Origin of the sequence: Silvibacterium sp. (genome assembly GCF_047605705.1) — a bacterium.
Lineage (GTDB): Bacteria > Acidobacteriota > Terriglobia > Terriglobales > Acidobacteriaceae > Silvibacterium.
On the sequence record NZ_JASGFD010000006.1, the window covers coordinates 1 to 22,797 of the forward strand.

The window sequence follows — 22,797 nt, forward strand, 5'->3', positions numbered from 1 at the left end:
CGTGGATGTAGCTTACCGGATGCGGGAGAACGAGCATCCGGAGTTCGGCGGCCTGGAGCTGGAAATCGCCGACCTGCTGCCACTGTTGGATTAGCTCCGTAGACCGTCGGCAGCGTTCAATTTCCATCCAGAAAGATTGTCATCTCGACCAAAGCAAGACAGCTTTATCGTCTTGCGCAGTGGAGAGACCTGCGTTTTTCTTGTTTGTCACCACCCCGATCAAACCGCAGATCCTCCACTGCGGTCGGGATGACAGTATTTGAGTATGGATTGAGGGACCGTTCCCTTTTTGAGCCGCGGTTCCTTACTTCTGCGCGGGCTTCGCGAAACTGCTGCCAGGCAGGATCGACGGACGCGCAGGGTCATTCGCAACGGTCTCGACCAACGTGTAGAAGAAGTGATCGAACTTCGCCGCGGCATCGAAGTCGATGGGCTGCGTAAGGTCGTCCTGCGGGCGGTGATAGCGGACGCGGTACCACTCGCGATAGCGGGCTTCGGCGTCGGTGCCGGGATCGTAGCCGAAGATGAAGCCGATGGCAGGCACGCCGCTGTGCAGGAACGGATAATGGTCCGCGCGGCGTAGAAGCCCGCGCTCCGGCTCACGATCGGGGCGGATCTCGATGCCCATGGACGCGCCGACTGTGCGGGCCGTGGCGCCGAGCGTCGTGTCGTCGACAGCCAGCGCCGTGAGGATATGCAGCGGGAAGAGCGGACGCAGCTGATCGAGATTGATATCCGCGGCCAGATCGGCTGCAGGCACAGTGGGATGCGCGACAAACCAGCTCGAGCCGAGCAGGCCTTTCTCTTCCCCGGTAAAAGCGCAGAAGAGAATCGAGCGCTTCAGGGTGCGATGCTCGCGCTTCAGGTCGTCCGCGAACTGGATGAGCAGCGCAACGTAGGCCGCATCGTCGAGCGCGCCGTTGTAGAGACTGTCTCCTGCCACGGGCGTGCCATATCCATAGCCATCGAGGTGTGCGGCGATCACGACATATTGATTGCGAAGTATTGGGTCGGAGCCTGGCAATACGGCGATCACATTCGGCGAACTGTAACTGCGTGTGCTCTCTTTTACGTGGATGCGCAGACGCACCGGGATGTCGAAGGACTGTAAGACCTCCTTGTGTCCGCCTGCGGAAAGAATGGCCGCGGGGTCCTGCTTCGTGCCCTGAAGCAGGGTCGAGAAGGCATCGTCACTGAGGCGCATGACCTGCAGCGGTGCGAATGCCGGCTTCGCAGGGGGTCTTTCACCAGCTATCGTGACGCTGCGGGCATAGGCGTAGGGCCAGCGCGGCGGCTCGATGGTGAAGTACGGATCATCGACGTTCACGACTCCAGCTGCACCACCGGCGCGGGCATTGGCAACGCGCTCTCCGCCAGAGGGCAGGCCATCGCGCTGTGTACCAAAGCAAACCACGATCCTGCCTGCGACGTTCTGCATGGCGTCCTTGCCGCAGTAGCCGCGAAAGGTGAGCGGGGCTTCGATGTCGCTGAGACCGGCTGCCGGCGCGATAGTGATCTGCTGCAGGAAGCCGAGCGGGAGGCTTTCGCCGCTGTCGCGAACCACGGTGAAGTTCGAGCCTTCGGAGTCCACAGCAATCTCATCGAGAGGCACACTCTGGAAGTAGCCGCCATCCTCGCCTGCCGGACGCAGGCCCGCGCGCCTGAACCTGTCCGCCACATAATTGGCGGCGCGCTGATAGGCGGCCGAACCCGTGTCCCGGCCCTCCATCCCATCCTTGGAAAGCGCCTCGGTGGTGTGCCACCAGGCGAGGGTGTCGGCGTCATGAATCTGCGCATCGCGTGGATGCTGCTGGGCCGACGCAGCGGCGGTGATCGCGAGAACGGCAGGCAGAAGGAGAGCGAGAGGCTTGCGCATCGCTCCCCATACTAACTGCGCTGCGCGATTTTTCAGCCGCGCAAATTGCAGGATGCGCTATTGCGCCTTCGGCGCGGTCGTCATCGGCTTGAGGATTTCATCCAGATAATCCGGCGTGCCCTCAACGCGTTCGAGATGCGGAAAACGCAGGCCGTCGTGGTAATCCAGCTTCACGACTTTGTAGTAGCCGGTGTTCACCACAATCAATTCGATAGGCATGCTGTTCCCCTTCGCATTCGTGATGGCGTCCCCCAGCAGCGCAGGGGTGTACTGGCGTCCGTTCACAGCGATGATTTGCATACCGGGACCAAGGCCGGCCTTGTCGGAAACAGATCCCACGAGGACGTCATCGAGGCGGCCGTCACTGCCGACATCGATGCCGAGAGCCCACCATGCCGGCGCATCACCGAGAGCGGCTTCGTGCGCCTGGATATATTCGCCCGGATTGTCGTTGTAAATGAGGCGGTATCCGCCGTGCTCGATGCCCTCGAGCGGAGCATGCACGGATTTGCTGTCGAGGCGCTCGCGAAGAAAGGCGGTCCAATCGTATGGAGCAATTTGGTTGAGCGCGGCAATCACATCTTCAAAGTTGTATGGCACAACCTTTGGCGGCGTGTTGCCTCCGACGCCTTCAAACAATGCGCAGAAATCGTTGAGGCTCTTCTTGTCGTGAGTGAGGCGGCGAATGGTGGTGTCCACGTCGAGCCAGATCAGCTCACCTTCCGGATAGTAGTCGACATTCCGGCGCCAGTTATCCCACTGCCCGTTGGCGTTGTAGAGGATCTGCGCCGCAACAGCAGTGTCCTGCAGGTTGCGCCAGGTGCGGCCCGGCCGGACATCGAGTGTAGCGGCGCTGAAAGCCAGGGCGCCGCGATACTGCTCGGCGGTTTCAATGCCGCTGCGCGCGGCGAGCACGTCGCCGAGATACTGCGTAAGCCCTTCGTAGACCCAGAGCAGATCACCCTTCATCGGATCTTCGTAGTTCCCGGTGGCAAGCCCGGTACTTGCCGTTCCAGGAATGCGTGAACTCATGCGGCAGCAGATCGGCATTCATCAGCGCGAGATTGTCGTCCAGGAATGTCTTTTCACCGACACGATCGTCGCTCGACTGATGGTGCTCGATACCGGCGACACCGACATGGTCACTCAGCGTCACAAGAAAGTGATAGCTGTCATAGTGGCGTGATCGATAGAGCGCGCCTGTCTCGCGAATCAGATTGTCATAGGCCGCAAGTGCTTCCGGCTTGATTTTCAGATCTTCGGGACCATCGGCGGCGAGATCGAGGTAGTGCTTCGGCGTTACTTCAGGAGCCAGCGGAAACTCGGCGAAATAACGTCCGGCGAGCAGCGGCGAGTCGATGAGTTGCTCGAGCGTGACCGGCGCGAAATGCACGACACCGTCGCCTTCCCCTGTTTTCGTCAGCGCGCTGCCGTATTGCCAATCGGCAGGTAGCTTGATCGCGGGAGTAAGCATGAGCTGCGAGGCCTGCGTGCCGGCGGGATAGAGCAGAATCTCATTCCAGTTGAGCACGGCGATGTTGGCGCTGGTGGAAGCGCCGGAGGAATCACCGGAAGGCGCTGCGGTGGCGAGAAAATCGTCATGCACGTCCAGCGAAGTGACGCCAGCAGGCACGGTGAGATGAAACGCAAACATGTTCACGTCATCGCGCGACCAGGCCAGCGGACTTCCCTCACCGCCGCCAGCGCGAATGATCAGGCCAGTAAGGCTCTCGATAGGCCCCGAAGGGGAATGCTCACCGGGAATCCACTTGGGATAGAGAAGAGTAAGCGGGCCAGGGTGCACAGGAATCACCAGATGTGCGTGGTAAATCTTGCGCGGCGCATCTGTCACGTCCACCGTTACCTGAATCGGCGCAGCGGACTGGCTTGCGACGGACTGACTCGAAGATTGCGCGAGAACCACAGGAGTAGCGGCGCTCATAAACAGCAGGCAGAGACCCGGAAGGCAGGAACGAATCAAAGAAAATCCTCCAGTGAAGGACAACGCTTCAGTCTATCTGCATAAAGACGCCACAGAGGGCGTGAAGTTGCCGGCGCCGGGCTGCCGGACGGGCGCGAATGCTACACTCCGGCCATGTACGCAGAAAACCCACGAGGTTTTTTCATTACGTTCGAAGGCCTCGATGGGTCAGGGAAATCCACGCAGCTCCGCAAGCTGGCGGAGCGGCTGGAAGCCGACAATCTTCCGATCACGGTGACCCGGCAGCCGGGTGGAACACGCACCGGTGATCGCATTCGCGCGCTGCTGCTCGATTCGCGCACGGAGAACCTGGCACCGAAGACAGAACTGGGATTGATGTTCTCCGATCGGGCGCAGGCAATCGCAGAGGTCATCGAGCCGGCGCTGGCAGGTGGGCGTGTGGTTCTGTGCGATCGCTTCACGGACTCGACCGAGGCCTACCAGGGTGGAGGGCGCGAGCTCGGCAGCGAACTGGTGCTGAGGCTGCACGCTGCCATCTGCGGTGAACTGCAGCCGGACCTTACCATCCTCCTGCTGCCGGATTTCGAGCGCTCGCTCGCGCGGGCCCGCCGTCGCAATCAGCGCACGGCATCCGAGTCCGCGGACGAAAACCGCTTCGAGCGCGAGGCAGAGCCGTTCTATCGCCGCGTGTGGAATGCGTATCGTCAAATCGCCGCCCGCGAGCCTTTGCGTGTGGTCGCAATCGAGGGCGATGCAGGCATCGAAGAGGTACATCGCCGCATCGTGGATGTAGTACGGGAGCGCCTGGCCGACCATGACACTCGAAGCCCGCGAAGCAGTCACGCCTGATGAGATCACCGCGCCCGGGCACCCTCGTGAATGGGTGGTGCTCGAGCGCCATGGCTATCGCTTCCCTCCCGGGCTGAAGCTGAATCTCCCGCTCTACCTCTCACGCCGCTTCTTCCGCGTCGGCAACCCCATTCTTCTCTTCGAGCACCTGATCGCGACCTACGGAGATATGGCGCACTACCGCATCGGGCCCAGCAACATCGTGCTGGTGAACGAACCGGAATTCGTGCGCGAGATCCTTATCAACCAGCCGCAAAACTTCATCAAGGAGCGCACGCAGAAGCGGATGCGCATCCTGCTGGGCGATGGGCTCATTACCAGTGACGGCGAGATGCATCGGCGGCAGAGGCGCATCGCCGCGCCCGCATTTCATCGTCAGCGTATCCAGGCCTATGGAAGCCTGATGGCAGAGCGGGCCGCGGCCATGCGCGACCAGTGGAAGCCGGGCGAGGAGCTGAACATTGCCGCGGAGATGATGCGGCTCTCGCTGCAGATCGTGGCCCGCACGCTGCTCGCGCAGGAAGTGACGCCGGATGTCGAGCGCATCAATCACGAGGTCAATGCGATCATGAAGCTCTACAACCTGCTGATCGCGCTGCCGAGCGCCGAGGACTACCTGCACTGGCCGATTCCCGGGCTGATGCGCTTCCAGCGCGCGCGCAAGCGTCTGGATGCGGTCGTCCATCGCATGATCGCCGAACATCGGGCAAGCGGCGTGGATAAAGGCGACCTGCTCTCCATGCTGATGCGCTCACGCGATGCCGATGGCGACCACTCCGGCATGACCGACGAACAGCTGCGAGACGAGGTGATGACCATCTTCCTCGCAGGCTACGAGACTGTCGCGAACGCGCTGACGTGGACGTGGATGCTGCTGGGACAGAATCCCGAGGCCGAGGCGAAGCTGCACGCGGAGCTCGATGCCGTACTCGCAGGTCGCCTTCCAACACTCGAAGACATTCCGCAGTTACGCTACACGGAAATGGTGCTGGCCGAGTCGATGCGGCTCTATCCTCCGGCATGGGCGATGGGGCGGCAGGCGACGGTGGATGTGGAAATCGGCCCCTACAGACTCCCGGCCGGAACCTATTTTTTCTTCAGTCAATACCTCATCCAGCGCGACCCGGCACACTTCCCTGACCCGCTCCGCTTCGAGCCGGAGCGTTTTACGCCGGAGCAGAAGGCGCGGCGGTCGAAATTTGTTTATTTCCCCTTCGGCGCGGGTGGCCGGCAGTGCATAGGCGAATCTTTTGCATGGATGGAGGCGATCCTCGTGCTGGCGACGCTGGCCCAGCGCTGGCGGCTGCGGCTTGTGGCGGAGCAACCCTTTGAGATGCAGCCGAAGATTACGCTTCGGCCCAGGCACGGAGTGCGGGTGGTCGCCGAGCCACGCCCGAATCACGTAAGCTAGAGCCGTGGGTTTCAGCGACTTTCTGGGCAACGCGACGACGGTACGGCATCTGCGAGAGGCGATTGCCGCAGGCCGTCTTCCGCACGCTCTCATCCTGAGCGGACCGCGCGGTGCGGGTAAGTACACGCTGGCCGTGATGCTGGCGCAGGCGGCCAACTGCCTGGAGCAGCCGCTGACGGACGGTCTTCCCGACTTCTGCGGGACATGCTCGAACTGTACGCGCATTGGACAGTCCGCGGACCTCAACGCCCGCGTGGACGAGGCGATTGCAGCCCGTGAGGATCTCCGCGAGACGGACAAGAAAGAGACGCGCATCCTGGTGCAGACGCACCCCGATGTGCTGGTGATCCCTCCCGATCCGCCGCAGCTTCTCATCAAGCTGGGGCAGGTGCGCACGGTGATCCGCGAGATCTACCGCATCCCGTCGCAGGCGCGCCGTTCTGTATACATCTTCACCAGCGCTTCCTTCATGAAGGAAGCGGCGAACTCCCTGCTCAAGATTCTCGAGGAACCGCCACCCTACGCGAGCATCTTCCTGCTCGCCGAAAATATCGGCGACCTGCTCCCGACCATCCGCTCGCGGGCGGGAATCTTCCGGCTGGGGGCACTGCCTCTCGAAGAGATTGAAGCCTTGCTGGCAGCACGACGCCCGGACTGGCGGCCGCAACAGCGAGCACTGGTATCACGCCTGGCACAGGGTGCCGTGGGACAGGCGCTTGGCTTCGATCTCGAAGGGTACCTGACGAGCCGGGCCGACGCGCTGCTGCTCCTGCGCCACGGCCTGAAAGATCCGGACTTCTCGGCGCTCTTCAAGACAACGGAGACCTACCGCGCCGGAGCCGAGGGCCAGGAGAAGACGCAGGGAATGCTGCGGGCTCTGCGCAGCCTGCTCGAGGACCTGCTGCTGATCCAGTCAGGGGCCGCAGGCATCATCCGCAATATCGACATTGCTCCGCAGCTGACGGAATTCGCGCAGCAGACGAGCTTTGCGTGGATTGAATTCGCAGAGCGCGGTATCGCTCAGGTGGAGAGCGGCATGCGGCGCAACCTGCTGCGTTCCCTCTCATTGGATAGTTTTGCGACAAGCCTGCATCGCTGATGCCTTTTCCCTCCAGAACCTGAGAAAAGGACTGGCAGGGGCGCAAAACTCTTCGGTACGATACGGGTCAAAACAAAAAAAACCATCTTCATCGAACTCAGAACCTAACTCAGGCGACCGCGGAGCAGTGCCGCGCATCCGACCTGCTAACGACTCAGAATTCATGGCGAATCCTTCACGTTTCTCTCCCGGGACGCTGCACGCATTGCGCTCCGCTTCCGCACGCGGCTCGGAATCTCTGCCTCATTCCGCCGCTGCGACTGTCGACATGCCTGCCGATCACGCGAACAACGGTGCCAACCATGGCGCGAGCAACGACGAGATTCCCGGCCCGCGTAAACTTGTCCGTCCGAAGCTACCGGAAGGCGCGAAGCGGCGCATCGCGGCATCACGCAGTGACGATGCAATGTCCTCGCACCTCATTGCGCAGCAAGGCGCATTTTCTGCGCACGCATATGACTCCGAAGACGCTCACGCCGAGGCCTTCTACTTCCAGAAGCAGATGCAGACGCAGACGCTGATGGTCTTCGTGCTCGAGGGCGGCGAAGAGATCGAAGGCTACATCGAGTGGTTCGACCGCAATGCGATCAAGGTGCGCAACGGAAAGAAGACGCTCATCTATAAGGCCGCGATCAAGTACCTCTACAAGGCCGGCGAAGAGCACTCGCGGTAATAAGCCATGTTATTCGGTACGGGCGGCCTTGCGGAGACGATCCGTGATGGCCGCTCCGATGCCGTGCGGCTCAGGCAGCGGGCAAAGAATCAACGCCACGCCTTCGGTATCGAGCTGACGCAGCCCCGAGAAGAGCCTTCGCGCCAGCTCTTCCCCGTCATTCCATTTTCCCCACCGATAGCAGACGGCCGTCTCCGGCGCACTCCAGCCATCGGGCAGCATCAGACCGAGCTTCTGGCCAGCAGCAAGCTGCCGCGCCTGCTGCTCGAAGGCAGCGCGCTGTTCCTGTTCTGACCCAAAACGCGGCTCGACAAGCAGCAGCCGCGCTCGCGGCGCGTAGTGGCGGATGCCGACCCCGGGCGAAGGCAGCGATTCGGGCTTGACCTGTGCGGTGCGTGCGACCTCGGCATAGGCAATGGCATCCGGACAGAGCACGCGAATCTGTTCGAGAGTGACCGCGCCGGGACGATAGATCATGACCGGCGATTGCGTGGGATCGGCCACCGTGGACTCGACACCATGGGCAAGCTCGGGATCGCCCTTGAGCTCGAGAATCGCATCGATGCGGCCGTCGAGATCTTCGAGGACATGCGCAGCGGTCGTCGGGCTGGTGTGGCCGAAGCGGTTGGCACTGGGCGCGGCGATCGGCAGTTGCACAGCCTGGAGCAGGGCCAGCGCAACCGGGTGCTGCGGCATGCGCACGCCGACCAGCGGACGTCCGGCGGTGACAGCATCCGGCACGGCAGGCTGCCGTGGCAGCAGCAGTGTGAGCGGCCCCGGCCAATACGCATCGATGAGACGAGCGGCGTTCTCAGGCACTGATGCAGCGACGAACGGAAGCATCGCGCGATCCGCGATATGCGTGATGAGCGGATCCCATGATGGGCGCTGCTTGGCGGCGAAGATCTTCGCGACGGCATGTTCGTCGAGCGCATTGGCGCCGAGACCGTAGACCGTCTCCGTGGGAAAGGCAACGGTGCCACCCGCGCGAAAAATAGCGGCGGCGGTCCGGATCGATGCCTGTGAGGCGGCGGATGTAAGGGCGTCGGCGTCGACGATGAGGCGTTCCGTATGCATGAGAAGGCGACAGCTATGCTGCTATTATCGCTCGTTGCCGCAACCGCTCGTGGCCTCAGCCGGGAGCTGGGTTCTATACTTTTTTCATGAGCGCGGTTGAAATTGAGGTGAAATTCCGCGTCGAGGATGTCGCCGAGCTGCATGAACGGCTCTCGGCTCTCGGCTTTTCCGTTGTCACACCCCGCACGTTTGAGAGCAATGTGCTCTATGACACGCCGGACCGCAGCCTGCGCGCGCAGCACTCGATCCTGCGCATCCGCCGCTACGGCGAGCGCTGGGTTCTGACTCACAAGTGCGTGCCGGAGAACGACAATCCCGAGGCACGGCACAAGCACCGCATCGAGACAGAGACAGAGATCGCCGATGGCGCGGCTCTAGGCTCGGTCTTCGAGCGCCTGGGCTACGAACCGGCCTTCGCCTACGAGAAGTGGCGGACGGAATACGCCGACAGGACAGGCCATTGCGTCATCGACGAAACACCGATCGGCATCTTCGCCGAGCTGGAAGGCCCGGAGGAGTGGATCGACACCCGCGCCCAGGAGCTGAACCTTGATCCCTCTGCATTGCTGACGAAGAGCTATGGAAGGCTCTTTGACGACTGGCGCAAGGAAACAGGCAGCACTGCGGCACATTTAACGTTTGAAGCCGTTGGCGCAGGAACAACCGCTTAGAACTGTCGTCATCTTCGCCTACAGCCATGCCTTTACCTCTACGACCTGTCATTCCGACCGAAGCGACCGCAGGGAGCACAGCGGAGGAACCTGTAGTGAGGCTTCTCGCTCCAGAACAGTCTCGATGCGCAAGCAAACTGCAGGTTCCTCCACTCCGCGAGACGAAACAACCGTCTCGCTCCGGTCGGAATGACAGTTCTGCTTTTGGAAAGCCCTAACTAAAACGCGCGAACAAAAGCCGGGCATAAAGCCCGGCTTTTGTTTGTCTTGAGAAGCATTTATCAAAGTGACTATTTAGGATGCTTCGCCCGCTCCGTGGCACTTCTTGTACTTCTTGCCTGAACCGCAGGGGCAAGGATCGTTGCGGCCGATTTTGTCGCTGCGGTGCTGGGTCGGCTCGCTGGTGCTGTCGCCGCCGCCGGCCATACGCGCATGCTCGAGCTCGCGTTCCTTACGCTTCTGGAATTCGCGTTCGAGCGAGTCGATGGTCGTGGTCGGCGCATCTCCGGCCGAGCGGCCAGGGAGCGTCGGAGGCGCATGATGCCCGTTCGCTGCCGCCTGCGGTTCCGGAGCTGCGGCAGGAGCGGCCTCGATCACAGGCTGGGCTCCAGCGGCGCCGCGGCGCTGCGTGGGAATCGCGACCGGCTGGCCATCGGGACCGACGATCTGCATCAGGAAGAGGTAGCGCACGGTGTCTTCCTGGAAGCGGCCCATCATCGCCTCGAACATCTCGAAGGATTCCTTCTTGTAGGCCACCAGCGGGTCCTGCTGCGCGTAGCCACGCAGGCCGATGCCTTCCTTCAGGTGATCCATGCTGAGAAGGTGGTCCTTCCAAAGGCCGTCGAGGACACTGAGCATGATCATGCGCTCGTGGAAGCGCATGGCCTTCTCGGTGATGAACTCTTCCTTGGCTTCGTAGCGCTCCTTGAGCTTCTCGAAGAGGCTCTCGCCGAGTTCGTGGCGGGTCATCTCCTCGTAGCCAGCGATCTCGGTCTCGAGCGGGAAACCGAACTGCTCCATGAGCTTCGTCTTCAGCCCGTCGTAGTTCCACTGGTCGGGGTGGACCTTCTCCGGCGCATACTCGTCGAGCACATCGCTAAGGATGTTGGCGACATAGTCCTCGACGATGAGTTCCTTCTGGTCGAGACCTTCGAGCAGCTGGTGGCGCAGTCCGTAGACGGCCTCGCGCTGCTTGTTCATGACGTCGTCGTATTCGAGCAGGTGCTTACGGGCTTCGAAGTTGTTGCCTTCCACCTGCTCCTGCGCCTTCTCGATGCGCTTGGAGATCATGCGCGATTCGATCGGCACGCCCTCTTCCATGCCCATACGCTGAAGCAGGGTCGAGACCCACTCCTTGGCGAAGATGCGCATGAGGTCGTCTTCGAGCGAGAGATAGAAGCGCGAGGCGCCGGGGTCGCCCTGACGGCCGGCGCGGCCGCGAAGCTGGTTGTCGATACGGCGGGACTCGTGGCGCTCGGTGCCGATGATGCTCAGACCGCCCGCGGCGAGCACGGATTCGCGCTCCTTGGCCGTGGCTGCGGTGAAGGCCTCATTCGCCGAATTCCAGTTCTGCTCCGAGGTCTCGAACTCCTGCCCCTGGTAGTAGAAGCGGGTCATGCCCGGCGCAGCCGTGGGATGGATCGCTCCCTCGGCGGTGCTGATGGCGCGCGCGGCGCCCTTGCGGACCAGGTCCTGCTTGGCGACAAACTCGGCGTTGCCGCCGAGGAGAATATCCGTACCGCGGCCCGCCATATTGGTGGCGATGGTGACCATGCCGAGGCGTCCGGCCTGGGCGACGATCTCCGCTTCGCGCTCGTGATACTTCGCGTTGAGCACGACGTGGCGAACGCCCTTGCGCTGGAGGATCTGCGAGAGGATTTCCGACTTTTCGATCGAGGTGGTGCCGACCAGCACCGGCTGCCCGTTGGCATGGAGCGCGGCGATCTCGTCAGCCACGGCGAAGTACTTTTCCTTCGCGGTGCGGTAGACGACATCTGCGTGCTCGATGCGGCGTGCCTGGCGGTTGGTGGGGACGACGACGATTTCGAGCTTGTAAATCTTCTCGAATTCGGTCGCCTCGGTCTCAGCCGTACCGGTCATGCCGGAGAGCTTCTTATAAAGGCGGAAGTAATTCTGGAAGGTGATGGTCGCGAGTGTCTGGTCCTCGCGACGAATGTTCACGCCTTCCTTGGCCTCGACGGACTGGTGCAGGCCATCGGACCAGCGACGGCCCGGCATCAGACGGCCGGTGAACTCGTCGACGATGATGACTTCGCCGTCCTTGACGACGTACTGCACATCCTTGCGATAGAGCTTGTGCGCCTTGATGGCGACTTCGACGTGGTGCTTGAGCTCCCAGTTTTCGACGTCGGCGATGTTGCCGATGCCGAGCAGCTGCTCGATCTTTTCCCAGCCTTCGTCGGTAACGGCGATGGTCTTGTGCTTTTCGTCGACAACGAAGTCGCCGGTGAGGATCTTCTCTTCGCCCTTCTCAATCTCCTCGCCTTCGATGAGCGAAGGAATGATGCGGTTGACGCGGACATACTTATCCGTCGTCTGGTCGGTGGGACCGGAGATGATGAGCGGGGTACGGGCTTCGTCGATGAGGATCGAATCGACTTCGTCGACGATGCAGAAGTAGTGGCTGCGCTGCACACAGTCAGCCAGCTCGAACTTCATGTTGTCGCGCAGGTAGTCGAAGCCGAACTCGTTGTTCGTGCCGTAAGTAATGTCCGAAGCGTAGGCCTGGCGGCGGGTCTTGTCGTCGAGATCGTGAACGATGACGCCGACCGAGAGACCGAGGAAGCCGTAGAGCTTGCCCATCCACTCGGCGTCGCGCTTGGCCAGGTAATCGTTCACGGTGATGACGTGAACGCCGTGGCCGGCGAGCGCATTCAGATAGCAGGGCAGCGTGGCGACCAGCGTCTTGCCTTCACCTGTGCGCATTTCGGCGATCTTGCCAGCATGCAGCACCATGCCGCCGATCAGCTGCACGTCGAAGTGACGCATCTGCAGCACGCGGCGGCCGGCCTCGCGGACAACCGCGAAGGCCTCGGGGAGAATCTCGTCGAGAGCCTGTTTTTCGGCGGCCAGCCGTGCATCCGCATCGGTGATGCCTTCGATGGCCTTGGCGATACGAGCCCGGAACTCGTCGGTCTTGGCGCGCAGCTGGTCGTCGGAGAGCTGCTGCAGGGCCGGTTCCAGGGCATTGATGGCCTGGACGCGCGGCAGCAGACGCTTCACCTCGCGCTCATTGCTGGTGCCGAATACTTTGGTAAGTGCACTACCGATCAAAGCGAAATTTCCTCAGCCTACAGTGTAACCGCTCAACTGCGCGCAGGGCGAGGACTGGCCGTCCGGGCCTTTCGCCCTCGGCTCGCCGCCCCCGATGGTCGCGAAATAATCCCTCATACGGACGAACCCCCATCCGATTCGTTAGCCGCCGCTATTTTGCCCGGGGATGGGTCTGATCGTAAACCTCGGCGACCTTGCCGATGGTGAGCTGGGTGTAGCGCTGGGTGGTGGAAAGCCGCTCGTGGCCGAGCAGCTCCTGGATGGCGCGCAGGTCGGCTCCCTCCTCCAGCATATGGGCGCCGAAGGCGTGGCGCAGCGTATGCGGATGGACATCCGAAGGCAGCCCGTAGGCCATGGCGATGCGCTTGACGATGCGGGCGACCGAGCGGGTGGTAAGGCGTCCGTTACCGCGCAGCATCGTATTCATCAGGAGCGCATGCTTCGCCAGGCGCACCTGGGCCTCGGGAGCCTCGCGGAGGCGGGCGGCCATCCTTTCCTCTCGCAGCGGCAGGTAGGCGCGGAGGGCCTTGGCCGCGGCGTCACCCATGGGCACGTACCGCTCCTTGCGGCCCTTGCCGCCGATCAGGATGGCGTCGTTGGCCCAGTGCAGGTCGTCGAGGTTAAGGCCGACCAACTCGGCATTACGGATACCGCATCCGTAGAGCAGCTCGAAGATCACCCGGTCGCGCTCCGGCCATGCCACGGCTTCCGCGTCTCCGATCGAATCGACGGTGCGGTTCATCTCCTCGATGGTGGGCACGCGCGGCAGGTGCTTGGGCAGGCGCGGCGTCACCACCAGCGAGGCCGGATTCTGTTCTACATAACCGTGCCGGGCGAGCCACTTGAACCAGGAGCGGATCGCGGCAAGCGCACGGGCCGCCGACGGGCGCGAGAGCCCGCGGGTATAAAGCTCGCTGAGATAAGCGCGAATGGTCTGGTGCTCGATGGCAGTCGGCGTCGCCTTTTTGCCGACGTTTTTCTCGATAAAGGCGGAGAAATCACGCAATTCACGGGCGTAGGCGCGCTGGGTATGCGGCGACGCATTGCGCTCGCCGCTGAGTGAGATGAGGAACTTTTCCACCAGCTTGCGGCAGGTCTCGGTAGTGGTCACGATGCCGCCTCCTCCGCCTGCGCCTCTGCGTGGATATCTGTATCCGGATGATCTTCCGGAGCCTCTTCCTGCGGAGTCCCCTGCTCCTCTAACAATGCGGCTTTTCCGCGAGGATGATGCAGGCGATGCACTTCTTTTAGTCGGCCGAGCGCGAGGTGGGTATATACCTGCGTGGTGGCAATGTCGGCATGGCCGAGGATGGTCTGCACGGTACGCAGGTCGGCTCCGCCTTCCACCATATGCGTCGCGCAGCTGTGGCGCAGCTTATGTGGACTGGCGCTGGCCTTCGAGGCGCGAACCATCTGCCAGATCCACTGCCGGGTAAGCGGCAGACCGCGCACGGAGAGAAACAGCCGTCCGCGATCCTTATTTTTCCGGACGAGTGCAGGTCGGCCGCGCTCAAGATACGTCTCCACCGCCTCGATTGCGACGCGGCCCAGCGGCACGATGCGCTCCTTGTCGCCCTTGCCACGAACCATGGCGCGGCCGGCGGCGAGCGAGAGATCGGCAACATGCATGCCGGTCAGCTCCGAGACGCGGAGACCGCCGGCATAAAGAATTTCCATGATGGCGCGGTCGCGCAGCGCAGCCGCCTGCGAAAGCTTCCGTTCTTCGGGCTGTTCGGCTGCGAGACTGGCGCGGTCGAGCATGTCCTTCACTTCAGAGACAGCGAGAGACTTGGGCAGCACTTTCCACGCGGCAGGCGTTTCCATGGTCACGGTCGGGTCGCGATCGATCTTCTTCTCGAGCAGCAGCCATTTGAAGAAGCCGCGCAGGCAGGAAAGCTTGCGGGCGGCGGAACGCGATTCGACCCCGTAGCGGCCGAGGTGAGCGAGAAAATCCGAGACCTGCTCGCGACGGCTTTCCAGCAACGAAGTCTGCTCTTCCTCCAGGAACTCGGCGAACTGGAGCAGGTCGTGCTGATAAGCCTCGCAGGTGAGCGGGCGCAGGCCCTTCTCGATACGCAGATAGGCCAGGTAGCCGCGCAGCAGCGCCGTATTCGTCTTTTGCCCAGCGGACTCCGTCACCGGTTCATTATCGGCGATGTACCAGAGGAAGTTGGGTATCCGCATCAAGTTGAGCAAGCTGCTGCGCGCAGGGCGATCCGCCTTCGGCCTCCGCTCTCTTTGGTCACGATCCCTTCATTCCGGCGATTCACATTTCGGGTCTGTTTATATCCAGTAATGCAATTTTCGTATCTCTCGCGCACAATAGGACGAGGAGCATGGCTATCTTGACGACCGTACCCACATCCCCTGCCCGCTATCAGACCGAAGAGTTTGAGCAAGCCGTACTTTCGCTTTCGCCGGCCATCGCCGTGTTTGACTGCGACGGCACGTTATGGAGCGGCGACGCCGGCTACGGCTTCATGATCTGGTCCATCGAGACCGGGCTGGTTTCGCGCAACGCCGCAGACTGGATCGATTCTCGCTACCGGCAATACCGCGCGGGCGAAGTCTCCGAGGCCGAGATGTGCGGCGAGATGGTGCAGATTTATGCGGGCCTGCATGAAGAAGAGCTTCGCCATGCAGCCGAGGTTTATTTCAAACAGCACATTGAAGCGCACATCTTCGAGGAAATGCGTGACCTGCTGGCGCAGCTCAAGAAGGACGGCGTGGAGTTATGGGCCGTGAGCTCGACCAATCACTGGGTCATTGAAGAAGGCGTGAAGCGCTTCGGTATTCCCGCGTCGCGGGTGCTCGCAGCCAAAGTCCGCGTCGACGGCGACATCATCACCAGCCATCTGCTGGCCGTGCCGACCGATGAGACGAAGGCCTCCGGCCTGGTGGAAGCGGGAGTGCCCGCACCGGATGCGGTCTTCGGCAACTCGGTCCACGATGCGGCAATGCTGGCCATCGCGCGCAAGGCCTTCCCGGTAAATCCCACACCCGTGCTCTCGTCGATTTCGGCGGAGCGGGGCTGGACAGTCTTCTATCCGGAAGCCGTGCTCGCAGACCAGAAACTCTAGAGAGTTCACTCCTGATTTCCATATCCTCTTTCTGAATGCGCGTGATCTCGCTGCAGCCAAGTGTGTCGATCCTTCTGCGCCACCTGGGGCGTCTCGACACGCTGGCTGCATGCACGCGGTACTGCCTCGAAGCGGTACCCGAGCTGCATGGGCGCAAGCTGGCTATCGTTCCGGATTCATGGTCGACCCGGCCTGAGGATCTGCTGCCAGTGGAAGCCGACCTCGTCATCGCCTCGGTTCCCTACCGCATCGAGTCCCTGGCCGCGATTCTGCGCGCCGGGCATCCGGTACTGGCCCTGGCCCCTCATACCCTCGAAGACATTTATCAAGACATCCGTCTCGTTGCCTCGGTGGTTGGAGAGGCGGCGAAGGGCGAGTCCATGGCAACCGCCATGGACACGACCATCGCAGGGATGCGGGCACGCACGCGGGAGTTCGTGCGGCCGCGCGTCTACTGCGAGGAATGGGGCAAGCCGCTCATCCACTCACAGGCTTGGGTCAAGGAGCTGATCGAGGCTGCGGGCGGCAGTTATCTGGGCGCGCCCGGCACACATACGCAGGCGGAAGACATCGCCCAGGCCGACCCGGACGTCATCGTGATGGCGTGGTGCGGTGCGGGCGATCGCGTGCCGCTGGAACGTGTGGTGGAGCAGCGAGCGTGGGAAGAGCTGCGGGCCGTGCGCGAGGGGCGCGTCTATTGCATCTCGGATGAGCTGCTGAATACCCCGGCGCCTACGCTGACCGACGGCCTGAAGGCCCTGAGCCAATGCCTGCACCCTGACATCTTTGGTACCATCGAACCGCCTTTGGGACGAGGCATCCTGCATTTCTCCTCAGGAACGTCTAAACTATAGACACGGTGGAGGAAACAGCAACCCAAAACGGCCAGAAAACCATCCGCTACGTCGCCGCGGCGCTCATCCTGCGCGGGGACGAAGTGCTGATCTGCCAGCGCCGTCCCGACCAGCCGATGGCTCTCAAGTGGGAGTTCCCCGGCGGCAAGATCGAAGCCGGCGAATCCGCCGAGCAGGCGCTTGCGCGAGAGCTGGACGAAGAGCTGGCAATCGATGCGGAGATCGGCGTGCGCGTCGCCCGGACGCGGCATACCTACCGCAGCGGCGGCGCCGTGGACCTCCAGTTCTTTGCCGTGCATACCTTCCGTAAGGAAATCGTGAACCGTATCTTCCAGGATGTACGCTGGGTGGCCCTGCGCGACCTGGTGACGTATGACTTCCTCGCCGCCGACCGGGATCTGATCCGCGACCTTGCAGCCGGCAAGCTTCTATAAGCTTCATTCAAAGAAAAAATGTAGAAAGGCAGCCTGTTGAGGGCTGCCCTTTTGCGTTTGACATCGATTTGTCATTCCGACCGAAGCGTAGCGCAGTGGAGGGGTCTGCGGTTGATTCCTGTACAGGTAGAAAACGCAGGTTTCTCCACCCCGCAGGACAAAGATGCTGTTCTGTTCCGGTCGAAATGACAACTATGCCCTACAGAGAGACAAGACTCAGCTGTTGCCGTGAACCATCATCATCACGGAAAGAATGCTGACGATGATTGCCGTCACCCAGGCGACGAGATTGAACCACCGGCTGTTCACATGCTCGCCCATCAGGTCCTTGCGATTGATGAGCAGCAGCATGAGCACGATCACGATCGGCAACAGGACTCCGTTGAGGACCTGGGACTCGACCGCCCACTTGATGAGCGGGAAATCCGGGATCAGCACTACCGCCGCGCCGCCGGCGATCAGGATCGTATACAGCCAGTAGAAGACCGGAGCCTCTTTGAACTTGCGATCGACACCGGACTCGAGGCCAAGGCCCTCGCAGACGACGTATGCCGTTGAGAGCGGCAGCACCGAGGCGGCAAAGAACGAGGCATTGAAGAGTCCGACCGCGAAGAGCAGGAACGCATAGGCTCCGGCAAGCGGCTTCATCGCCGTCGCCGCGTCCGCGGCGCTCTGGATCGATCCGAGGCCATGCACGTAGAGCGTCGCGGCGCAGGCCACAATGATGAACCAGGCAACGATGTCGGTGAAGATAGAGCCGACAATCACGTCAAGCCTCGAGGCCGCGTAGTTCTTGGCGGTAATGCCCTTCTCCACGATCGAGGACTGCAGGTAGAACTGCATCCACGGCGCGATGGTGGTGCCGATCACGGCGATCACCATGAAGAGATAGGTGTGATTTCCCCACACGGAGCGCGGCGGAAGCTTGATAGTGTCGACCAGGGCCGTGTGCCAGCTTGGCCCGGAGAGCACGCCTGCAACGATGTAAGCGATGTAGAAGACCGAGGCCGCGAGGAAGACCTTCTCAACCTTCTTGTAGTCGCCGCGCACGGCCAGGAACCAGACCAGCAGGCTACAGATGGGCACGGAGATGTACTTGCTCAGGCCGAAGAGTTCAAGGCTGCTGGCGATGCCGGCGAATTCGCCGATGACGTTGCCGAAGTTCACGAGCACGAGCAGCGCCATCACGATCACCGTGACGCGCAGGCCGAATTCCTCACGAATGAGATCGCTGAGCCCCTTGCCCGTCACAGCGCCCATGCGCGCGCACATCTCCTGCACCACATAGAGCGAGAGCGTGATGGGGATCATCGTCCACAGCAACTCGTAGCCGTACTGCGCGCCCGCCTGTGTGTACGTGAAGATGCCGTTCGGATCATTGTCGACGTTCGCCGTAATGAACCCCGGACCGAGGACGGCGAGGAAGAGCAGTATCCGGGTTCTCCAGCGTTTCACGACAGGCTCCTGCAGACTCAAGCAATGTGGGGTAAGGCCTCGAGCAGAAGCCCTCAGGCGAACATATCAGACACAGCGCACTACCTGCCGTCGGCGCGCAGGAACGCAATGACGTGATCGGCCTCCACGGCCCCGACGAGGCGGCCTTTGGCGTCGATCACGGGCAGAGCGCGGAGGTTGTAGCGGTCGAAGAGCTCGGCCACCTTGTTCTCGTGCGCGTCCGCGGCGCAGGCGTGATAGTGCAGCTCGGTCAGCACTTCGAGGCGTGTCTCCGGCACGGCCAGCAGAATGCGGGCCAGCGGCACGACCCCCTTCAGGATTTCCTCTTCGTCGACGAGGTAAACCTCGGTGATGGTCTCGACATACCCGTCGAAATCGCGCAACGCGCGGATGGCATCGGCAACCGACGCCGTGGCCGGAACCGAAACGTACTCGGTTGTCATGCGGCCGGCGGCGGAGTTCTCGCGGAACTCGAGCAGCTCCTCGACCTCCTGCCGCTCTTCGGGATTCATCTCCTCGAGAATGGCCTCCGAACGCGCTTCGGGGAGTTCAGCCAGCAGATCGGCGGCAGCGGAGGGATCCATCTCCTCGACGATGGCGGCAGCGGTTTCCGAATCGAGCGATTCGACCATGGAGACCTGGAGCTTGGGATCGACCTCTTCCAGCGCCTCGGCTGCGACCTCTTCATCGAGGGTCGTAAGAATCGCCTCGCGCTCGGCAGGAGCCAGGTCTTCGAGAATGTCCGCAATGTCCGAAGGATGGAGCTGGGCCAGCCGTTCGTGCTCGATCTTAAGCTTGACGCGCCGCGCGGGATCGACCTCGATCATGTCGACGAAATCCCACGGAATCACGCGGGCGGAAAAGCGGCGGGCGAGCGAGTCGATCGTCGTCCGGGGCATGATGCTCTGGAAGAGCCGGCGGATCGCGCCGCGCATTCCCACCTCGACCTCGCGCACGCGCAGGTCCCAGCTCCCGCTGTCCGTGACGCTTGCGACAGATTGCCCGTGCGGGACCGACCCTCCCGACTCCGGACTGAACCACTGCAGATCGACATCGTTGACGCGGACGACCTTCCGGCCGTGGACGTCGATGATCTGCTGGTCGAGCAGGTCGTAGCGCAGGAGGATGTAGTTCTCATCCCCGGCGAGCACACGGGGCGAGGCTTCCGGGCGAAGCTCGAGTGCGCCGCTGGGCGTCTGCCGCACCTCGGTTGCAGACACCAGCGAGCGGCCTCCGCGTCCTTTGAGAATCAGGCCCATCACGCGACCGGCCTCTTCCCCCGTGCCGACCGCGAGATCGGCGACACGGCCCCGCAGATTTCCCTGTCCATCGGTCACCGGTGTGCCGATCAGCGAAGTCAACGTGGTCATAGGCTGGCGTTCCTGCGTCATTCCGTCGTTCCCCGTTGCAGTCTATACCGATTCGACGCATCGACCGGGCAAGTGGTGCCATCACAAGATTCTTGCCGCCTGCTGGCCACCCAAACGGGCTGCTGTGACTTCTTACACACAACAGATCGCGTGGTCGCATCCGCCAAGACAGTGCTGTAAACGCTTTGCTTGACATTAGATGTTCCAGCAAGCAAACTGCCTCGTACAGGCTGGTTGGCAACACCACTCCATAGCACGTCATGCCGCACTGCGAGGAAGAGCATTTGACGGGACAACAGGCAGGCCGTATCACATACACACTCGAGTCCTCGCTGGACAGCGTCAACAAGGTCGAGCAGACCGCCGAGGAGATGGCCAAGAAGGCCGGCATCGACGAAGACGAGCTCTTCAAGATCACGATGGCGGTGCGCGAAGCGGCCGTCAACGCGGTTCTTCACGGGAACTCCTACGATCCGGAAAAGCGGATCACGGCCTCCTTCGAAAATAACGGGAAGTCCCTGGTCATTCGCATTGCGGACCAGGGCAAGGGACTCGACCCTGAAACGCTTCCCGATCCTCTCGCCCCGGAGAATCTGTTACGCGGTTCCGGGCGCGGTATCTTTCTCATCCGCTCTTTCATGGATGAGGTACACTTCAGGCAATTACACCCAGGCACTGAGTTGACGCTCATCAAGCATCTGGGGACGGCTCAATCAGGCAGCTAAGGAGGGACTTTTCGTGAGCATGAAGGTAAGCACCCGTCAGGTGGACGGTGTAACGATTCTCGATCTCAGCGGTCGCATCACCCTCGGTGAAGGCAGTGTGCAGTTGCGCGATGCGGTTCGCGATCTCTTGGCCAAGGGTTCGAAGTACATCCTGCTGAACCTCGGGGACGTGAACTACATCGACAGCTCGGGGATCGGTGAGCTGGTGAGCGCCTACACGACGGTTCGCAACCAGGGCGGCGAACTGAAGCTGCTCAACCTCACCAAGAAGGTCCATGACCTGCTTCAGATCACCAAGCTCTACACCGTATTCGATGTGAAGGACGACGAGGCTTCGGCCATCGCTTCCTACTCGCGCTCGTAAGCCAGAGCACACACGCTACAAGAAAAGCCACCCGTCGCCGGGTGGCTTTTCTGTTTGGCTTTATTTCTTTGGCCCCACTCGAACCAGCAGCAGGCTTGAGGAGGCCACCATCCATCGCAAAGTTTAGAACTTCACCACCGGAGCAGTCTTCGAAGCTTCGCTGGCCTCGAAGTATTCGTTGTCCGGCTGGAAGCCCGCCATACCCGCCCAGATGCTGTTCGGGAACTGGCGGATGAAGGTGTTGTAGTCACGCAGCGTGTCGTTGTAGCGGCGACGCTCAACGGCAATGCGGTTCTCGGTGCCTTCGAGCTGATCCTGCAGCGCGAGGAAATTCTCGTTTGACTTCAGGTTCGGATAGCTCTCGGAAAGCGCGAGCAGGCGACCGAGGGCACCGTCGAGCTGACCGTTCGCCTTGATCTTGCCATCCGGATCGTGCGCATTGAGCAGTGCCGAACGCGCGCTGGCGATATCGTCGAACACCTTCTCCTCGTGCGTGGCATAGCCCTTCACGGTGGCGACGAGGTTCGGAATCAGGTCGGCGCGGCGCTGCAGAACGACATCCACCTGCGACCACTCCGCGTGGACCGACTCCTGCTTGGCGACCATTTGATTCTTGGCACTCACGTAGCTGCCGAAGATCATCAGCACGATCAGGACGAACACCACTACCACACCAATTGCGACCCACAAACCACGACGCATCATCGTACGTTTCTCCCGGTTCACATCCGCGAACCAATGTCTGATGTTATCAATCGGCCTGAAAAAGTCAGGCCAACACATGCGTTACCAGTCGCCGCCGGCCCCACCACCGCCGGTGCTGCCACCGCCGAAGCCGTCAAATCCACTGCCGCCGCCATCTCCCCCGCCGCCGCCGAAGCCGTCGCCTCCACCCCATCCACCACCGCCACGGCCTCCGCCGCCCAGGAACATCCCGAGCAGGAAGCCAAGCAGGCCACCGCCACCGGCACGCACCAGAAAGATGAGAACGAAGGTGATGAAGATGCCAAAGATGAGAAGCTGGCCCAGTCCGATGTGCGCCTGCTGCCGCCGCTGTGCGGAGGAGAGAGGGGTAAGCTTCACGCCCGCGTCGTCGGCAATGATCTGCGCGACCTGCCCCACGCCAATCTGGAAGGCATAATCGAAATCGTTGGCGCGAAGCGGGGGCACCATCTGCCGGCCGATCTCACCGACCTTCGCATCCGGCAGAATGCCTTCGAGCCCATAACCGGTGCTGATGAAACGGCGGCGATCTTTGGTGGCCACAATGAAGAGCACACCACGGTCTGTCTTCTTTCCGCCAATTCCCCATGCCTGATAAAGATCGACGGCGTACTGCTGAATAGGCTCGCCATCTGTCGTGTTGATGGTGACGACGGCGATTTGCGCGTCCGCTTCGTGATCGACCTGCCCACAGAGCAGATCGAGCTTGCGCGTCATATCCGGGGACAGGACGTGCGCAAAATCGCTGACGTAATCCGTCGGCTTGGGAAGGCTCTGCACGGATTCGGCCGCAGCCACCTGCGACAGGCAGACACTTGCCACTATCAGGGCCAGCAACAGGCGGCCGGCAACTCGGATCGTTCTCGACATCGGTTCTATTTTAAGGCCTCTATTTCCGCT

Annotated in this window: 21 protein-coding genes; 10 read left to right on the forward strand and 11 right to left on the reverse strand. The window is 61.8% G+C overall.

Translation table 11 applies throughout. The features are described from left to right. Window positions 1–304: 304 nt before the first annotated feature. From QM649_RS03390 to QM649_RS03400, 3 genes are read right to left on the reverse strand one after another with little or no spacing between them, the layout of a single operon-like run. Window positions 305–1,876 (reverse strand): M28 family peptidase, encoded by a 1,572-nt coding sequence (locus QM649_RS03390; protein WP_415197604.1) that lies wholly within the window; start codon window positions 1,874–1,876, stop codon window positions 305–307. Between the two features lie 57 nt (window positions 1,877–1,933). After that, the gene (locus tag QM649_RS03395; RefSeq protein ID WP_415197605.1) at window positions 1,934–2,845 is read right to left on the reverse strand and encodes a hypothetical protein; all 912 of its coding nucleotides are present in this window, start codon (window positions 2,843–2,845) and stop codon (window positions 1,934–1,936) included. After that, complete coding sequence (locus QM649_RS03400; protein ID WP_415197606.1) at window positions 2,835–3,857, reverse strand: hypothetical protein; 1,023 nt, start codon at window positions 3,855–3,857, stop codon at window positions 2,835–2,837. The genes QM649_RS03395 and QM649_RS03400 overlap by 11 nt, the downstream gene beginning before the upstream one ends. 114 nt (window positions 3,858–3,971) lie before the next feature. Here QM649_RS03400 and tmk point away from each other — a divergent pair, with 114 nt between their 5' ends. The 4 genes from tmk to QM649_RS03420 all read left to right on the forward strand — a co-directional run bounded on the left by tmk (window position 3,972) and on the right by QM649_RS03420 (window position 7,850). After that, window positions 3,972–4,667 (forward strand): dTMP kinase, encoded by a 696-nt coding sequence (gene tmk / locus QM649_RS03405; protein ID WP_415197607.1) that lies wholly within the window; start codon window positions 3,972–3,974, stop codon window positions 4,665–4,667. Next, complete coding sequence (locus QM649_RS03410) at window positions 4,633–6,078, forward strand: cytochrome P450 (RefSeq protein ID WP_415197608.1); 1,446 nt, start codon at window positions 4,633–4,635, stop codon at window positions 6,076–6,078. The genes tmk and QM649_RS03410 overlap by 35 nt, the downstream gene beginning before the upstream one ends. Window positions 6,079–6,082: 4 nt before the next feature. After that, a complete protein-coding gene (locus QM649_RS03415) occupies window positions 6,083–7,177 on the forward strand; it encodes an ATP-binding protein (RefSeq protein ID WP_415197609.1) in 1,095 nt (364 codons plus the stop codon). Window positions 7,178–7,340: 163 nt separating this feature from the next. Next, the gene (locus QM649_RS03420; protein WP_415197610.1) at window positions 7,341–7,850 is read left to right on the forward strand and encodes an RNA chaperone Hfq; all 510 of its coding nucleotides are present in this window, start codon (window positions 7,341–7,343) and stop codon (window positions 7,848–7,850) included. Window positions 7,851–7,859: 9 nt separating this feature from the next. On the opposite strand, the gene QM649_RS03425 is transcribed toward QM649_RS03420, so the two are convergent. Continuing rightward, the gene (locus tag QM649_RS03425; protein WP_415197611.1) at window positions 7,860–8,927 is read right to left on the reverse strand and encodes an L-threonylcarbamoyladenylate synthase; all 1,068 of its coding nucleotides are present in this window, start codon (window positions 8,925–8,927) and stop codon (window positions 7,860–7,862) included. Between the two features lie 86 nt (window positions 8,928–9,013). Here QM649_RS03425 and QM649_RS03430 point away from each other — a divergent pair, with 86 nt between their 5' ends. Continuing rightward, entirely contained in the window at window positions 9,014–9,598 is a 585-nt protein-coding gene (locus QM649_RS03430) for a class IV adenylate cyclase (protein ID WP_415197612.1), read from the forward strand. 294 nt (window positions 9,599–9,892) lie between these two features. On the opposite strand, the gene secA is transcribed toward QM649_RS03430, so the two are convergent. The 3 genes from secA to QM649_RS03445 all read right to left on the reverse strand — a co-directional run bounded on the left by secA (window position 9,893) and on the right by QM649_RS03445 (window position 15,076). Next, window positions 9,893–12,892 (reverse strand): preprotein translocase subunit SecA, encoded by a 3,000-nt coding sequence (gene secA, locus QM649_RS03435; protein WP_415197613.1) that lies wholly within the window; start codon window positions 12,890–12,892, stop codon window positions 9,893–9,895. Window positions 12,893–13,043: 151 nt separating this feature from the next. Then, window positions 13,044–14,003 carry a tyrosine-type recombinase/integrase gene (locus tag QM649_RS03440; RefSeq protein ID WP_415197614.1) on the reverse strand — a complete coding sequence of 320 codons (960 nt, stop codon included), beginning with the start codon at window positions 14,001–14,003 and terminating at the stop codon, window positions 13,044–13,046. Next, the gene (locus QM649_RS03445; RefSeq protein ID WP_415197697.1) at window positions 14,000–15,076 is read right to left on the reverse strand and encodes a tyrosine recombinase; all 1,077 of its coding nucleotides are present in this window, start codon (window positions 15,074–15,076) and stop codon (window positions 14,000–14,002) included. Before QM649_RS03445 ends, QM649_RS03440 begins: the two co-directional genes overlap by 4 nt. A gap of 152 nt (window positions 15,077–15,228) precedes the next feature. On the opposite strand from QM649_RS03445, the gene QM649_RS03450 reads away from it, so the two are divergent. The 3 genes from QM649_RS03450 to QM649_RS03460 all read left to right on the forward strand — a co-directional run bounded on the left by QM649_RS03450 (window position 15,229) and on the right by QM649_RS03460 (window position 17,260). Continuing rightward, window positions 15,229–15,972, forward strand: coding sequence for an HAD family hydrolase (locus tag QM649_RS03450; protein ID WP_415197615.1), 744 nt, complete (start codon window positions 15,229–15,231; stop codon window positions 15,970–15,972). A 62-nt stretch (window positions 15,973–16,034) separates the two neighbouring features. After that, window positions 16,035–16,826 (forward strand): ABC transporter substrate-binding protein, encoded by a 792-nt coding sequence (locus tag QM649_RS03455; RefSeq protein WP_415197616.1) that lies wholly within the window; start codon window positions 16,035–16,037, stop codon window positions 16,824–16,826. 5 nt (window positions 16,827–16,831) lie between these two features. Next, window positions 16,832–17,260: a (deoxy)nucleoside triphosphate pyrophosphohydrolase gene (locus QM649_RS03460; protein WP_415197617.1), complete on the forward strand. Its 429-nt coding sequence runs from the start codon at window positions 16,832–16,834 to the stop codon at window positions 17,258–17,260. Window positions 17,261–17,476: 216 nt separating this feature from the next. Here QM649_RS03460 and QM649_RS03465 read toward each other — a convergent pair whose 3' ends face one another. Together QM649_RS03465 and QM649_RS03470 are read right to left on the reverse strand one after the other, a co-directional pair. Beyond that, window positions 17,477–18,715, reverse strand: coding sequence for an NRAMP family divalent metal transporter (locus tag QM649_RS03465; protein WP_415197618.1), 1,239 nt, complete (start codon window positions 18,713–18,715; stop codon window positions 17,477–17,479). Between the two features lie 80 nt (window positions 18,716–18,795). After that, on the reverse strand, window positions 18,796–20,085 hold the full coding sequence (locus QM649_RS03470; RefSeq protein WP_415197619.1) for a magnesium transporter MgtE N-terminal domain-containing protein: 1,290 nt from the start codon (window positions 20,083–20,085) through the stop codon (window positions 18,796–18,798). A gap of 284 nt (window positions 20,086–20,369) precedes the next feature. Here QM649_RS03470 and QM649_RS03475 point away from each other — a divergent pair, with 284 nt between their 5' ends. Beyond that, complete coding sequence (locus QM649_RS03475) at window positions 20,370–20,810, forward strand: ATP-binding protein (RefSeq protein WP_415197620.1); 441 nt, start codon at window positions 20,370–20,372, stop codon at window positions 20,808–20,810. A 13-nt stretch (window positions 20,811–20,823) separates the two neighbouring features. Then, complete coding sequence (locus QM649_RS03480; RefSeq protein ID WP_129206248.1) at window positions 20,824–21,174, forward strand: STAS domain-containing protein; 351 nt, start codon at window positions 20,824–20,826, stop codon at window positions 21,172–21,174. A 123-nt stretch (window positions 21,175–21,297) separates the two neighbouring features. Here the strand turns inward: QM649_RS03480 and QM649_RS03485 are convergent, their stop codons facing one another. Next, window positions 21,298–21,876 (reverse strand): LemA family protein, encoded by a 579-nt coding sequence (locus QM649_RS03485; protein WP_415197698.1) that lies wholly within the window; start codon window positions 21,874–21,876, stop codon window positions 21,298–21,300. 84 nt (window positions 21,877–21,960) lie between these two features. Beyond that, window positions 21,961–22,767, reverse strand: coding sequence for a TPM domain-containing protein (locus tag QM649_RS03490; protein ID WP_415197621.1), 807 nt, complete (start codon window positions 22,765–22,767; stop codon window positions 21,961–21,963). Window positions 22,768–22,797: the final 30 nt, after the last annotated feature.

Excerpts from the sequence above, each read along its gene's own strand:
- QM649_RS03450 (WP_415197615.1), top strand. The coding sequence starts at position 15,229 with ATGGCTATCTTGACGACCGTACCCACATCCCCTGCCCGCTATCAGACC.
- QM649_RS03445 (WP_415197697.1), bottom strand. The coding sequence starts at position 15,076 with ATGCGGATACCCAACTTCCTCTGGTACATCGCCGATAATGAACCGGTG.
- QM649_RS03470 (WP_415197619.1), bottom strand. The coding sequence starts at position 20,085 with ATGACCACGTTGACTTCGCTGATCGGCACACCGGTGACCGATGGACAG.
- tmk (WP_415197607.1), top strand. The coding sequence starts at position 3,972 with ATGTACGCAGAAAACCCACGAGGTTTTTTCATTACGTTCGAAGGCCTC.
- QM649_RS03430 (WP_415197612.1), top strand. The coding sequence starts at position 9,014 with ATGAGCGCGGTTGAAATTGAGGTGAAATTCCGCGTCGAGGATGTCGCC.
- QM649_RS03410 (WP_415197608.1), top strand. The coding sequence starts at position 4,633 with ATGACACTCGAAGCCCGCGAAGCAGTCACGCCTGATGAGATCACCGCG.
- QM649_RS03420 (WP_415197610.1), top strand. The coding sequence starts at position 7,341 with ATGGCGAATCCTTCACGTTTCTCTCCCGGGACGCTGCACGCATTGCGC.
- QM649_RS03425 (WP_415197611.1), bottom strand. The coding sequence starts at position 8,927 with ATGCATACGGAACGCCTCATCGTCGACGCCGACGCCCTTACATCCGCC.
- QM649_RS03395 (WP_415197605.1), bottom strand. The coding sequence starts at position 2,845 with ATGAAGGGTGATCTGCTCTGGGTCTACGAAGGGCTTACGCAGTATCTC.
- QM649_RS03490 (WP_415197621.1), bottom strand. The coding sequence starts at position 22,767 with ATGTCGAGAACGATCCGAGTTGCCGGCCGCCTGTTGCTGGCCCTGATA.
- QM649_RS03485 (WP_415197698.1), bottom strand. The coding sequence starts at position 21,876 with ATGCGTCGTGGTTTGTGGGTCGCAATTGGTGTGGTAGTGGTGTTCGTC.
- QM649_RS03390 (WP_415197604.1), bottom strand. The coding sequence starts at position 1,876 with ATGCGCAAGCCTCTCGCTCTCCTTCTGCCTGCCGTTCTCGCGATCACC.